This is a genomic window from Neoasaia chiangmaiensis (assembly GCF_002005465.1).
In the GTDB taxonomy this organism is placed as follows: Bacteria; Pseudomonadota; Alphaproteobacteria; order Acetobacterales; family Acetobacteraceae; genus Neoasaia; species Neoasaia chiangmaiensis.
The window spans coordinates 61,561-74,705 of the sequence record NZ_CP014691.1 but is presented as its reverse complement, the minus strand read 5'-3'; the positions used below and the strand labels follow the sequence as shown (position 1 = coordinate 74,705).

Annotated in this window: 15 protein-coding genes; 9 read left to right on the top strand and 6 right to left on the bottom strand. The window is 61.2% G+C overall.

Features of this window, described 5'->3' with window-relative positions; all coding sequences use genetic code 11:
- Nucleotides 1-50 precede the first annotated feature (50 nt).
- Both A0U93_RS00370 and A0U93_RS00365 read left to right on the top strand, forming a co-directional pair.
- The gene (locus tag A0U93_RS00370; RefSeq protein ID WP_147151269.1) at nt 51-701 is read left to right on the top strand and encodes a DUF1826 domain-containing protein; all 651 of its coding nucleotides are present in this window, start codon (nt 51-53) and stop codon (nt 699-701) included.
- Between the two features lie 2 nt (nt 702-703).
- Nucleotides 704-1,282: a hypothetical protein gene (locus A0U93_RS00365; RefSeq protein WP_077805618.1), complete on the top strand. Its 579-nt coding sequence runs from the start codon at nt 704-706 to the stop codon at nt 1,280-1,282.
- 66 nt (nt 1,283-1,348) lie between these two features.
- Here A0U93_RS00365 and A0U93_RS00360 read toward each other — a convergent pair whose 3' ends face one another.
- A complete protein-coding gene (locus tag A0U93_RS00360) occupies nt 1,349-1,795 on the bottom strand; it encodes a MarR family winged helix-turn-helix transcriptional regulator (RefSeq protein WP_077805617.1) in 447 nt (148 codons plus the stop codon).
- A gap of 56 nt (nt 1,796-1,851) precedes the next feature.
- On the opposite strand from A0U93_RS00360, the gene A0U93_RS00355 reads away from it, so the two are divergent.
- The gene (locus A0U93_RS00355) at nt 1,852-2,967 is read left to right on the top strand and encodes an FAD-dependent oxidoreductase (RefSeq protein WP_077805616.1); all 1,116 of its coding nucleotides are present in this window, start codon (nt 1,852-1,854) and stop codon (nt 2,965-2,967) included.
- Nucleotides 2,968-3,134: 167 nt separating this feature from the next.
- Here the strand turns inward: A0U93_RS00355 and A0U93_RS00350 are convergent, their stop codons facing one another.
- Complete coding sequence (locus tag A0U93_RS00350; protein WP_077805615.1) at nt 3,135-4,040, bottom strand: AraC family transcriptional regulator; 906 nt, start codon at nt 4,038-4,040, stop codon at nt 3,135-3,137.
- Between the two features lie 99 nt (nt 4,041-4,139).
- Between A0U93_RS00350 and A0U93_RS00345 the strand changes: the two genes are divergently transcribed.
- Entirely contained in the window at nt 4,140-4,895 is a 756-nt protein-coding gene (locus A0U93_RS00345; RefSeq protein WP_077805614.1) for an SDR family oxidoreductase, read from the top strand.
- A gap of 20 nt (nt 4,896-4,915) precedes the next feature.
- On the opposite strand, the gene A0U93_RS00340 is transcribed toward A0U93_RS00345, so the two are convergent.
- Entirely contained in the window at nt 4,916-5,518 is a 603-nt protein-coding gene (locus tag A0U93_RS00340; RefSeq protein WP_245824979.1) for a TetR/AcrR family transcriptional regulator, read from the bottom strand.
- Between the two features lie 80 nt (nt 5,519-5,598).
- Between A0U93_RS00340 and A0U93_RS00335 the strand changes: the two genes are divergently transcribed.
- Nucleotides 5,599-6,348 carry an SDR family oxidoreductase gene (locus tag A0U93_RS00335; protein ID WP_147151259.1) on the top strand — a complete coding sequence of 250 codons (750 nt, stop codon included), beginning with the start codon at nt 5,599-5,601 and terminating at the stop codon, nt 6,346-6,348.
- 35 nt (nt 6,349-6,383) lie between these two features.
- On the opposite strand, the gene A0U93_RS00330 is transcribed toward A0U93_RS00335, so the two are convergent.
- Nucleotides 6,384-7,373, bottom strand: a complete 990-nt coding sequence (locus tag A0U93_RS00330; RefSeq protein ID WP_077805611.1) for an amidohydrolase family protein — start codon at nt 7,371-7,373, stop codon at nt 6,384-6,386.
- A 163-nt stretch (nt 7,374-7,536) separates the two neighbouring features.
- Here A0U93_RS00330 and A0U93_RS00325 point away from each other — a divergent pair, with 163 nt between their 5' ends.
- Both A0U93_RS00325 and A0U93_RS00320 read left to right on the top strand, forming a co-directional pair.
- Nucleotides 7,537-8,460 (top strand): LysR family transcriptional regulator, encoded by a 924-nt coding sequence (locus A0U93_RS00325; RefSeq protein ID WP_077805610.1) that lies wholly within the window; start codon nt 7,537-7,539, stop codon nt 8,458-8,460.
- 200 nt (nt 8,461-8,660) lie between these two features.
- Nucleotides 8,661-9,200: a cupin domain-containing protein gene (locus A0U93_RS00320; protein WP_169852654.1), complete on the top strand. Its 540-nt coding sequence runs from the start codon at nt 8,661-8,663 to the stop codon at nt 9,198-9,200.
- Nucleotides 9,201-9,277: 77 nt separating this feature from the next.
- On the opposite strand, the gene A0U93_RS00315 is transcribed toward A0U93_RS00320, so the two are convergent.
- Nucleotides 9,278-10,228 carry a LysR substrate-binding domain-containing protein gene (locus A0U93_RS00315; RefSeq protein WP_077805608.1) on the bottom strand — a complete coding sequence of 317 codons (951 nt, stop codon included), beginning with the start codon at nt 10,226-10,228 and terminating at the stop codon, nt 9,278-9,280.
- Between the two features lie 78 nt (nt 10,229-10,306).
- Here A0U93_RS00315 and A0U93_RS00310 point away from each other — a divergent pair, with 78 nt between their 5' ends.
- Together A0U93_RS00310 and A0U93_RS00305 are read left to right on the top strand one after the other, a co-directional pair.
- The gene (locus A0U93_RS00310) at nt 10,307-11,251 is read left to right on the top strand and encodes an MBL fold metallo-hydrolase (RefSeq protein WP_147151255.1); all 945 of its coding nucleotides are present in this window, start codon (nt 10,307-10,309) and stop codon (nt 11,249-11,251) included.
- Nucleotides 11,248-12,198 carry an alpha/beta hydrolase gene (locus A0U93_RS00305; protein WP_077805607.1) on the top strand — a complete coding sequence of 317 codons (951 nt, stop codon included), beginning with the start codon at nt 11,248-11,250 and terminating at the stop codon, nt 12,196-12,198. The genes A0U93_RS00310 and A0U93_RS00305 overlap by 4 nt, the downstream gene beginning before the upstream one ends.
- Nucleotides 12,199-12,297: 99 nt before the next feature.
- Here the strand turns inward: A0U93_RS00305 and A0U93_RS00300 are convergent, their stop codons facing one another.
- A complete protein-coding gene (locus A0U93_RS00300; RefSeq protein WP_211274030.1) occupies nt 12,298-13,062 on the bottom strand; it encodes an SDR family NAD(P)-dependent oxidoreductase in 765 nt (254 codons plus the stop codon).
- Between the last annotated feature and the right edge of the window lie 83 nt (nt 13,063-13,145).

The window sequence follows — 13,145 nt, the reverse complement described above, 5'->3', positions numbered from 1 at the left end:
GAATGTTGTCTCTGCCTACCTAATACGTTATGTTATAACGTACTATCAAGATGGTAGATGCTTCGACCATGCCTAACGTCACGCCATCCGATGCATGCTTAACGCGAAGGGAGATTCAGCTCCTTGTCGATTGCAAGCCCGTACGCGCGCCCGGACATGCGATGGCCATGAGCCGTCGCGTGCTGCCGGACCGACTGCGTCAGGCGGCACATCGCCACCTCGCAACCGGTCCGCGGCTGATTGTGGCGAGAGGAACGTTTGCGTCCATCGACACGGCGGTCCGTCAGGCATTCACGGCCGAGACGCAGATGCTTCTCGAGGATATGCGGATACTGGCGCAGACTTTTCAGTCGATTTCCGGACATGATGCGCTTCGGGTGCGGCTGGAACGCGTCGTTAGCGACAGTTGCCGGAAATTCCATGTCGATTGCGTGGATCTGCGCCTGCTTTGCACGTACTGCGGCCCGGGTGTTCAATGGACGCGCGACGAAGGGCGCACAATTGCCGAGGCCGAGCCGGGGGCGGTCGTGTTTCTCAAGGGGCGTTGCGCACCGAACTGGCGGGAGGACGACACCCTCCGCCACCGTTCGCCGCCGCTCTCGGTTCTGCCCGAAGGTGACAGGATGCGGCTTCTGCTGACGGTCGACGCCGCGGATGCCTGTGGAGCCTCCGCGGACGAGCCTCTCGTCATCGCGGCCTGAGCATGCTTGTTATTGAAAGCTGGCCGGATCCGGCTGTGGCTTTGGCGCCGCGCGTGCGCGCCGCGAGTGACCCGACCATTCTGCTTGATCTGACCATGACCGCGATCGACGTGGTGGTCTGGGGACGGAATGTCCCGCCTGCCTGGCAGGAGGAACTTTCCGTCAACACAGCGCCATATGAAGGGTTTACGCTGGAAGGCACGCTCGATCAGATCACAGCGGCATTGCGGGACGCAAAGCGCCGGCGCCAGTTCCCGGTGTTTCTCATGGACGATGTCGAGCACACGGTCGCGCTTGCCGCCGCGCTGGCATTTTCGAACAGACTTGTTGTCTCCCTTGAGCCATTGGCGCCGCCGGGCGCGCCCGTCTTGAGGAATACGGCAGCGCTAGAAGTCTATTGCTGTTATGGCGGCGCTGTAAGCTGGGATTCCGGTTTGCCGAAAGACGCAGAGAGCACCACGACATCTGTTTGTGCTCTGGTTTTTATACCATCCTTTTCGGACGGCGAAGCAACACTGCGTTTCGCCTCCGTGGTCGAAAATGCCTTCGGTCTGACAGTCTTTGCTCACCGGGACGTCTGAATAACCGCTTTCGGGATAATGTGTCAGTCTGTCGAATGTCCGAAAAGAGGCGACAGCAGATAAGCCTCATGGTTCCATGACCTCGATATTGGCCAGCACCCGCCTGAGCAGCTCCACAAGCGTATTGACCTCCTCCGAGGTCAAACCCTGCGTCATATCGGCATTACCTTGACGCAACACCGCGCGGCCGGCAGGCAGTCGCTCGAGCGCCGTCTTCGTCAGCGAGATCAGGCTCGAGCGCCTGTCATTCGGATCTGGCGTGCGCCGGATCAAGCCGTCGCGTTCCATGCGCGACAGCATCTGCGCCATGGTCGGCTGCTCGACCTTCGCCCAATGCGCCAGCTGTTTTTGCGAGAGTTGCGCGCCGTCCTTGAGCGCGGTCAGGATCGGCAGTTGCGCCGTGGCCAACCCAAGGCCGCGTAGCCGCGCATCACCGACGCGGCTCAGACCTCGGGCAATCCGGCTGAAATAGTGGCCGGGATGGCGCAAGGGGTCCCATTCGTCGTCGCTCATTGCATAGGTGCCTATGTTACTATATATAGGTCACTATGTAGATGAGAGGTGCTGACATGGCAATGAATCGGATCGCGATCGTCGGAGGTGGGCCGGGTGGCTTGCTACTTGCCCGGCTGTTGCAACGTCGCGGCCGATCGCCCGTGGTGTTCGAACGGGACACCCATGCTGAGGAGCGCCCGCAGGGCGGCTCTCTCGATTTGCACAGTCGAACCGGCCAGTACGCGATGCGGCAGGCGGGTCTGGAAAGCGCGTTTATCGCGGCCGCACGTCCAGAGGATCAGGGTGACCGGCTCTATGATTCCGATGGTGCCCTGTTGTTCGATCGTGACGATCCCACGGATGACCGGCCTGAAATCGATCGAACGGCGTTACGCGGGATCCTCCTGGACTCACTCCTGCCCGACACGGTCCGCTGGGGATGTCGTGTCGCAGGGATCGCTCCCGGTGCTGATGGCTTCGTGCTGGCTGGAGACGGCTGGACCGAACGGTTCGACGTCGTGGTCGGGGCCGATGGTGCCTGGTCGCGCGTCCGGCCGCTGCTCAGCAACGCCGAGCCGGCCTATGAGGGCGTCACGCTGGTCGAGCTGGGCTTCGATGTCGCCCGACATCCCACGATCAGCATGTTGACTGGCACCGGGAAGATGTTCGCGGTGGGCGATAACCGTGCCCTGATCACGCAAAGAAACGGATTTGGACATATTCGAGGCTATGCTGGCCTTCGTTTGGCTGAAGCCACGGCACGAGAATGGCAGGCATCATCCCCCGACCAGTTGCGACAGGCCCTGCGAGAGGACTTTGCGGGATGGGCCCCCATGTTGAGAGAAGTGATCGAGACTGGGGACGTGATTGGTGTCCGGCCGCTTTATGCGATGCCGGTCGCGCATCGATGGCAAAGCCGGACAGGTGTTACGCTGCTGGGCGATGCCGCGCATCTGATGTCCCCCTTTTCGGGCGAAGGCGTGAACCTGGCACTCGCCGACGCGGTCGATCTGGCTGAAGCGCTGACCTCAGATGGCGGCTGGATGTCCGTCACCCGGTATGAAGAGGCAATGTCCATGCGTGCTGCCGCGTCAGCCGAAGGAGCGGCCCGAGGGCTGAACAGCGTCTTCTCGCCAGAGGGCGTTGCGCCGGTTCTGGAACACTATCGCGCGCGCGTCAGCGGTGCATGAGACACCAAGCGAATTTCGCATCATGCAGGGCAGAGCATCGACGGCAATGTCCACTACCCGGCTTTTTAGCTGTCGCACAGCACGACCGACATGCGGGCGCCTTCTGCCCGCCCGCCTCATGACGCCAAGTTCACAGACAATTGAAACGGGGAAACCAAGGCCCCTTGCTAGGTATGCCCTTCCAACCGAACATATCGTACTGGTGACATTCCAACGTGACGGGCGAAGGCGGTGCTGAATGTGCTCCCCGAGCCATAGCCGACTTGCGCGGCGATATGCTCGATCCCCAGCTCGCGCGTGCGCAGCAGGCGTTTCGCAAGCGCCATGCGCCATGCCAGCAGATATTCCATCGGCGGATGCCCGACGACGCGGCTGAACCGCGCGAAGAATGCCGAGCGCGACATTCCGGCCTCGCGGGCAAGAGCAGCAACAGTCCAAGAGTGCGCTGGAAGCCCATGCATCGCCCGCAAGGCTGAGACCAGTCGATCGTCTGTCAGCCCTCGAGAAAGGCTCGGTATCGAGGTCACGTCGGCCCCGCACCGAAGCGCCTCGATGAGCAGCACCTCGAGCAGGCGCTCCAGGACCACCTCCCGGCCCGGCCGGGAATGGCGCGTCTCGTCGGCTACCAGCTGCAGCAGAAGGGCCAGCCGCGGCTCACCGCTGGCGACGATCATCGCCGGCAACAGCGAGACGAGCAACGCAGCGTCGGGGGAGGCGAAGCTGCAAAGTCCGACCTGCATCCTGAGATTAACCGGTTCGTCGGGCTGTCCAACCCGAAAACGCCCCTCGCCAATCTCCGTCGGCATCATGGCGATCCCGTAAGGCGGTGCGTCGATGCTTTCGACGACATGATCGTTGGTCGAAGGGGACAGCACGAAATCGCCTTTTCTCACGATGATCGGCGGGCGGCCGGACGATACGACCCGGCATTCCCCCTCCAGGACCGCGAAAAAAACCGGCTTGCCTTCGATGTTGCGGTGGATGCGCCATCGTCCGGCATATTCGACGAGCTTGGAGTAACTGGCCGAGGGCTGGAGCAGGGTCACGATCTCGGCAAGCGGATCAATGGTCATAACAGGACTATCGCCAATGGATTCAAGACCTAGAAGTATAGATGGTCTCTGGCTCCAGAGCCATATTCGGAGGATCACAAACACTCTTGGAGCACGCTCATGCCGACCGTTCTTATCACCGGATGTTCCTCGGGCTTCGGCCTCGAGACCGCGAAACTGTTCCTCGAAAAAGGCTGGAACGTCGTCGCGACAATGCGACAGCCCAAGACTGATATTCTGCCCACTTCAGATAATCTCACCGTCTTGCGACTCGACGTCACCGATCCGGACAGCATCCGGAAAGTGGTCAAGCAGGTCGGCGATATCGACGTGCTGGTCAACAATGCGGGATTTGGTGCAGCCGTGCCGATCGAACTGATCGCACCGGAGACGGCACGACAGTTGTTCGAAACCAACACGCTTGGCACACTGGCGATGATACAGGCGGTTCTTCCTAAAATGCGCGAGCGCCGCAGCGGCATTATTATTAACGTCACGTCGTCAGTGACGCTCAAGCCGTTGCCGCTGGTTGGCGTCTACCGGGCTAGCAAGGCGGCCGTGAATGCGCTCACAGAGAGTCTCGCAATTGAAACAAAGCCATTCGGCATCCGTGTGCACACGATCCTTCCCGGGCGTTCGCCTGAGACAAGCTTCGGTACCAATGCCATGCCGCATCTACGGGGTCTGGACAACGCTGACTACAAGCCGATGATCGAGGGCATGATCGCCAGCTTCCGCGAAGCCAACGGTCCAGTTACTCATGCTGCGGATGTGGCGGACGCGATCTGGCGGGCGGCCAACGATCCGGGCACGCCGCTCAAGATCGCTGCCGGTGAAGACGCGATGCAATGGATGGCCGAAGCCGGTCAGCCATAATCAACGGCCACATCCGCGTGTCATTGGTGGTGAGTGCCCTGAAAGATACCGGCAATTCCCATCGAGACACGCCGGCGTGCGGCCGGTTCATCGTCCCCGAACCGGTCGACCGCCCAGGACAACGCCACAACGAGTTCGAACACGTCCGTCGCCATCACGGTACCCACGGCATCTCCAGAGAGAGTTGTCTGGCGCAGAAAGACCCCTGTTCTGTCGATCAGCGCGGCGCACGCCGTCGCCATGGCCGACTGCGGGTCTCCCTGAGCGGAGGCGACACAGGTCGGCAGGTCGTGCCAGATGCGCAGTCTCCAAGCGAGCCGGATCAGCCATTCCACCAGTGCTTCCTTCGGGGCGAGCGATCCGGACAGCGCATCAGCTTCGGACAGCGCAGCTTCGATGCTGACCGACGCCACGGCGGCGAGCAGATCGTCCCGTGTCGGAAAGTTCCGATAAAGCGTCGCATTTCCCACGCCTGCACGCAGGGCGATGCCGTCAAAGGAGGCAAGAACACCCTCTTCCTCGAATGTCGCGTGGGCAGCTGCAAGGATCGCGTCCCGGTTGCGCCGCGCATCGGCGCGCATGGGACGCGGCACGGCTGAGCTTATGTCCTGGTCGGCGGTCACGAATGTCCTCTCTTGACCAAGTGGGGATTGTCCCCGGATAGTGTTTCGGGGACAATCCCCACTTGATGGAGAACTACAGGATGACGCAGCCAACCGACAAGACTTGCCGCACGCTGGAGGATCGGGTCGTGCTCGTAACCGGCGCCAATGGCGGTCTCGGGGAAGAATTCGTCCGGCAGGCCGTGCAGCGGGGCGCACGCCGCGTCTATGCCGCAGCCCGGCAGCTTAGGGCCTGGGATGATGCTCGCATCGTGCCGCTGACGCTCGACATCACGAAAGCCGATGACATCGCACGCGCTGTCGCCAGCGCGCCTGACTGTGACCTGCTTATCAACAACGCGGCCATCGCACCGGAAGCGGATGTCCTGCTCCAGCCCGAAGAGGAGACACGGCGCATCTTTGACACGAATTTCTTTGGCACGTTGAACGTCGCCAACGCCTTTGCGCCGGTTCTTGGCGCCAATGGCGGCGGGACGATGCTCAATATTTTGTCCGTTGCAGCATGGATCAGCATACCGACGGCCTATGCGGCCTCGAAGGCGGCGCTGTGGTCGGCGACCAATGGCTTGCGTATGGCGTTGGAGGGACAGAACACGCAGGTCATCGGGCTGCTGGTCGGCATGATCGACACGCCGATGACGAAGAACTGGAATATTCCGAAGAGCAGCGCGGCGAGCATCGTGACACAGGCCTATGACGGCATCGCCGCTGGAGCTCTCGAAATTCTGGCTGACGACACGACGCGCGACCTGAAGTCGAAGCTCAACACGAAGGGCGAGGAATTATACCCTTGGGTGCATGCGCAGCTCCGGGCGCTGATGGCGTCATAGGGGCGCCGTCCCACGACGTTCGGCGTCTCGGCCGCCTACGCTGGCTGAGGCAATCCTGCGATCAGCCGCTCCCAGTTTCCGTGTGCGAAACCCTGCGTCGCGGCCTTGTCCAGACCGCAGTTTTCGAGGAAGCGTCGTGCGTCGCGGCCGGGGCGGTATTGATACGGATAGTCGGTGGAGAACAGCAGCCGGTCATGGCCGACAATGCGTGCCGCCTGTTCCAGATAATGCGGCAGGTAGATGCCGCTCGCCGTGACAGACAGGTTGCGCCGGAAATACGTCGCCATGGGATGGGCGAGTCCGGAAACGCGATCCATGTTGGCGATACGCTCGGCGTAGAACAGGACCAACTCGCCCCAGTGGCCCAGAATAACCTGTAAATCCGGGAAACGATCGAAATGGCCCGCCAGCACGAGACGCAAAAACTGGATGCCGGCGTCATAATGCCAGCCGAGACCGAAACAGGAAAACGCGGCATCCACCTGCGGGCTGAACCCGGAATAATAGGCATCCCGGACGGCCTTTTCCGGCGCTCTGGGGTGAAGCAGGATTGGCGCCTTTAGTGCCGCAGCACTCTTGAAGATCGGCAACAGATCAGCGTGGTCTAGGTTACGATGGCCCACGCGCCCGCACAGCATCGTTCCTTTGAAGCCGAGCGTCCTGACGCAGCGCTCGAGTTCCAGGGCCGCTTCGTCAGGCATTGCCACAGGCAGGGTCGCCAGCGCCTGAAAGCGGTCCGGATGGCGGGCGATTGCTTCCGCCACGGCATCGTTCGCGCGGCGCGTCAGCTCAACACTCTCGGGTCCAAGGTCGTGCAATGACGGTGTGGTGAGCGACAGCACCTGCACGTCCAGCCCGGTTTCGTCCATGAGCGCCAGCCGCTCTTCGGCGAGATCGGCCAGCCTCTTCGCAAGCGGGCCGCCGTGGAACGCGACGCTCGGGTCAGCGGCGTCAAGACCGATGGTGGACCAGGCGTCTTTCACTTCGGGCGTCAGAAAATGCTCTTCGATGCCGATCAGCTTCATGGGATGGCTCCTTTCCGCAGGCTCTCCGTCACGACGGAACATGCCTGTTTTCGCTTCAACCGAAGATAGGGGCGGACCCGAAGTAGGCGCCAGACGCAGCGGGATCAATGTATTATTGCATACGACGCTATCTGTTGCCGGTCACCGTTGATAAGTTCAGCGCATGGAGAATGTGGATCTTAATCTTCTGATCGCGCTGGATGTGCTGCTTGATGAGGTCAGCGTGACCGGCGCGGCCCGTCGGCTTGGGCTTAGCCCATCCGCCATGAGCCGCACGCTGACGCGGCTTCGCACGGCCACCGGCGATCCGTTGCTGGTGCGGGCGGGTCGGCATCTTGTACCGACGCCGTATGCGATGAACATTCGTGAGCACGTTCATGCCCTGACCCGTGACGCGCAGGCTGTCCTGCGTCCGCAGCATCGGGAATTGGCTCTGGAAACGCTGGATCGGACATTTGTCCTTCGCGCCAATGAGGGATTTCTCAATGTTGCCGCGGCGCCTCTGGTAACTGCCGCCCTGAAAGAAGCACCTTGTGTTCGTCTGCGGTTTGCGCCCAAGCCGGACAAGGATGTGCTGCCGCTGCGAGAGGGACGGATTGATCTGGAGATCGGCGTGCGGGGCGTGTCGGCGCCCGAGATCCGAAGTCGGCTCCTGTTCCGGGACGCGTTCGTCGGGGTGGCGCGCATCGGCCATTCCCTTTTCCTGGACGGAGAGATCAGCGTGGCGCGCTATGCCGCATGCCGCCATGTCACGACCTCGCGACGCGGGACGTTCAGAGGGCCGGTTGATGATGCGCTGGAGCAGCTGGGATACCAGCGCACCGTGTCGGTCGTCGTGCCTGGCTTTCCGGATGCGCTCGAGATCGTGCGGCAATCGGATCTGGTGACGCATGTCCCGCGATCGTGTCTCAGCCACCCGCCCGATGATCGCGCAGGGATATCGCGTCTGAAATCGTTCCCCCTTCCCGTGAAGACGCCTGAAATCGCCATTTCCGCCATGTGGCATCCCAGGCTAGACGCCGATCCTGCCCACCGCTGGCTTCGCGACACAGTGCAGGCGGTTTGCCGGGAAGTTCTCGTCTGCTGACGACGCCCGCTTTTGAAAAAAACGCCACAGTTTCGAACATCCAGGATGCAGTGAGAAGTGACCTGCAGCTCACGCCTCATTCTCGACATCGCGCATGCGGCGCCTTACATTTCGGACTGCCGACGTCAAGAGTGATGCTCGCGACGAGCATGCCGGAAAAAACGGCCCCTGTTTGGCCAGCGCGGATACGGGAGAACGACATGACCGAGAAGGCATCTATGATCGTCAACATGCACGCGACGCCGGAAGTCGCGGCCGACGTGCCTGCCGCCTGGGCGCATTTCCGGCGCGACCTGACGCCTATGATGAGAAACGCCGGACCGGGGCGTTTCGGTATGGGCCGTCTCGGCATGGGGGCCGTGCGGGTGCCTCCGGGCCACAGTGCGTGTCCGGCACATACGCACCTCCAGGCCGACGAGATCTTCGTCGTGCTCGAAGGGCAGGGTCTCTTCCGCTACGGCGACCGCGTGTATGACATCGGCCCGGGAGACTGCATTTCCTGTCCAGCCGATACGGGGGTCGCTCATCAGATCGCGAACCCCGTGACCCAGGATGGCATGGGAGATCTGGTCTATCTCGCAATCGGCGCCGAGCCACCTGCGGAGGTCTGCACCTATCCCGATAGCGGCTCGCTCGTGATCGATGGCCTCAACCGCCGAGGCTTTCTGCGCGAGGCCCCCTATTACGAGGGTCAACCAGAACCCACGCCGCTTCTATCGTGCCATGCGGGTAAAATCTGAACCCGGATGGCGTGGTTTATTCGCTCAAGATGATCATGAAAAGTGACGGTGCCAAATCCAGTTCCGACTGAAAAGCGTCAAGCCCCGTCCCACGGCCTCGCCCCGACGTCAGTCTTTAATATCGTAGCAACGACATCACGCAGCCATACGGCAGCCGGATCGCGGTTGCTGCGAGCCGACCAGACCATCGACACTGCCGGAATGCGCAAATTCAGCGGCACCGGCCGTAGCGTCAGACCGAAATGGGCCGCATGCTGGTGTGCGATCTGGCTGGGGAGCGTCGCCAGAACCGGCGCCGCGGCCGCCGCGGCAAGGGCGGTCAGGAAATCCGATGCGGCAAGGACAACGTTGAGTTCCTCGCCAATCTGCATCAACGCCTCTGACAGACATCCCTGAATATCGTCTTTCAGAGTCATGAGAACATGGGGCAGCGCAAGATAGCGCTCGACCGTAAGCGGCGCGCCGGCGTCGATCAGATCGGGGTTGAAGCAGCACGCGAGCGACTGTTCATACAACGGCATTCCACAATGGCGCTCCAGGCCAAAATCGAAACACCCGACCGCGATGTCCAGCGCGCCGGTGTCCAGCAACGTATGCACCTCGCCTCGCGGCGAACCTCGTGACAGCAGCCGTATCCCCGGCGCATGACGCTGCAGATAAGCTGCCAGTGTCGGCATCAAGAAGACTTCGAGTTCGGATGAAAAGCCGAAACGGAAAATCCGCTGTTCCGTCCTGGGATCAAACCGATCCTCGGCTGTCAGGATGCCCTGAGCCTGCCTCAGCAGACTACCCACATGCGGCGCCATGGCAGCCGCTTTGGCGGTCGGCTGCATCACCGCACCCGTCCTTACCAGCACTTCGTCCGCCAATAACACCCTGAGTGTTGCCAGCGTATGGCTCATCGCCGGTTGCTGGATGCGCAAACGATGCGCCGCCTTGGTGACGCTGCGTTCCGATACGAGCGCATCGAAAGCAATCAGGAGATTAAGGTCGAAGGAACGAAGATTGAAATGATCGATAGGCTTCATGATTCAGATCGATTTGTATGATGACCTGCCGCACCCTAGCTTCTGATGTGACATAAAACAATCGCATCAAGGCCAATCATGACAGCGGTTTTTCAGGCGGGCGACGCCCGCATCACGCGCATTCCCGAGCTTCAGTGGGACAATGCCGATCCCAGAAGACTGTATCCGGATATCGATACTGAGGCACTGACGACGTTCGGTCCGTCTTTGACACCGGGATCCTTTGATGCCGCGACCGGCAGGCTTGCTCAGGGAACCCATGCATGGCTCATCCAATTCCCGGACATCACTCTTCTGATCGATACCGCCACCGGTAACGACAAACCCCTGCCGGACGCGCCGGCCCTGGATCATCTGCATACGCCATTCCTCGAACACCTTGCCGCAGCAGGCGTTCGGCCCGGACAAATCGATGCTGTGCTGCACACGCATATCCACGCCGATCATGTCGGATGGAACACCCGCCTGCGCGATGGAAAATGGGTGCCCACCTTTCCGAAGGCGCGTCATATCTATTCGGCGATCGAAGCCCGCTACGGCGCGGCCAATGACGGTATCGATCCCGCGCCTGATTTGCCACCTGATGTGCTGGGGCCGCCCGATCATCGCCCCCTGCCCCGTGTCTACACGGACAGCATGCTTCCCGTCATCAATGCTGGGCTTGGCCAGGCCATCCGGATCGACGGTCGGGAGGTCCTCGCAGGCTTCTCTTTTCATCCCACCCCGGGACACAGCATCGACCATGCCTCGATCCGTCTGCGCTCACAGGGTGCGGAAGCCTGGTTCACGGGAGATGTCATGCATCATCCTCTTCAGGTCTACCGCCCCGATCTGCGCTCCGTTTACTGCGAGTTCATTCAACCTGCCGAACGCTCGCGCCGATGGTTTCTCGAACAGGCTGCCGAAAGCGGAAGCCTGTGTTTCACCAGCCATTTCGCGGAAACGGGTGCTGGCTACGTCAGACGTCGTGAAGCCGGATTTTCCTGGGAATTTGCACAATCAGACGACGGAGATATCAAGTGACGAACCTGCTGACGGAAAACCTGCATATCCCGAGCGATACCGCGGACATTGCGCTCCATCTGCGTCATAAGCGCCGCACAGATATCCAGACATTCGGTCCGCAACGCACCATCCTGCTGATGCATGGCGCGACATTGCCGTCAGAAAGTCTTTTCGACGTTCCCGTTGGCGACGGGTCATTCATGGACATCCTCGCCCAAAACGGTTTCGACGTCTACGCGCTCAACGTTCGTGGTTTCGGTGGGTCGACGCGCCCAGCCGGAATGGAGGGCGCACCGGAAGATGCCCCGCCGCAGGTCAGAACCGAGACGGCCGTGCGCGATCTGGGAACCGCTGTCGATTACATCCTGACGAAACACACCCTCCCCCGCCTGTGCCTGATCGGCATGTCCTGGGGTGGCACGGTGACGGGAGCCTATACGGCGGCCCATAACGACAAGGTCGAAAAGCTGACGCTGATCGCACCGCAATGGATCAATGACGGAGTTTCCCGGCTCGATCCCGGCGGCCCTGTCCACGCATATCGGCGCTTCAATGTCCAGGCATTCCGCCAACGCTGGCTTGAGGGCGTGCCCGAACACAAACGCGACTGGTTACTTCCCGCGGGATGGTTCGAGCAATGGGCTACGATCATTCTCGCCAGTGACCCTGCGGAACACGATGGCATCATCCGTGCGCCCGCAGGCGTGATCCAGGATGTCCGCGAATACTGGTCCGCCGGAAAAGCCTTCTATGACCCCGAAGGCATAACCGTCCCGGTCCTTCTGCTGCATGCGGAATGGGACCGCGATGTGACCATCACCCAGATGGCGAACCTGTTTCCGCGCTTTCAGAACGCCCCCTATCGGCGCTGGACCGAGATCGGGGAAGGAACGCACATGGTGGTCATGGAGCAGAACCGCTGGCAGATCCTCGAAAGCATCAAGGCTTTCCTGTCTGCACTCTGATATTAGCTTGCATCTCCTGTTCATCGATATCGCCCAACCCGGCAGAGGGATCGTGGAAATTTCACTGCGTTCTTACTTCGCGTCGTGCGTTTCCGTTTCCTACAGCCTGCCTCCATCCACGGCGAGCGTGCTGCCTGTGATGTACGAGGCATCCTCGGACACAAGGAATGCAACAGCGGCGGCGATCTCCTCCGGCTGGGCCAGGCGCTGCAGGGCGGTCTTGCTTTTCAGCGTCGCGTCTCCCGGCACATCCCTCAGAGCCGGATGGGTATAGAGGCGACCGTTCTCGCGGGCCATGGCTGTCGCGGTGCCCCCTGGGGCGATCGCATTGATCGTGATGCCACGCTCTCCCAGTTCGGGTGCGAGATTTGCCGCCATGGCCGAGACGGCGGCCTTGCTCGCTGCGTAGAGCGTATGATGAAACACTGATAGCCGCGCGCTCACCGACGAGGTGAGCACAATCCGTCCGCCGGTCGGCAAGACGGCCGCCGCGGCCTGTGTCATGAAAAGCTGGCCGCCGACGTTGATCGCAAAGACGCGCTCGAAGTCCTGCGGGGTGAGGTCTTCCAGCTGACCAAAAAACTCCACACCGGCGTTGCTGACGAGCATGTCGACTTTTCCAAAAGCCGCAACCGCGTTCCTGACCAGAGCGTGGCATTCATCAGGGTTGCTCACATCGGCACGAAACGCCTGTGCCTTGCCTCCACGCCCCTGGATTTCCGTAACCAGCGCATTTGCGGGTGCATCGTCCGCACGATAGTTGACGGCAACCGTGGCCCCTTCGGATGCAAGCCGAAGTGCTACGGCTTTACCGATACCGCGACTTGCGCCAGTAACGATGGCAACTTTGTCTTTCAGCCTCATGGGGCCCTCTCGGTCATCTGTTGGCAGAATACGGTTTCAGAAATTCTGTGCGCTTTGGCGGCGGAGGCCGTTGCCAGCCTCCA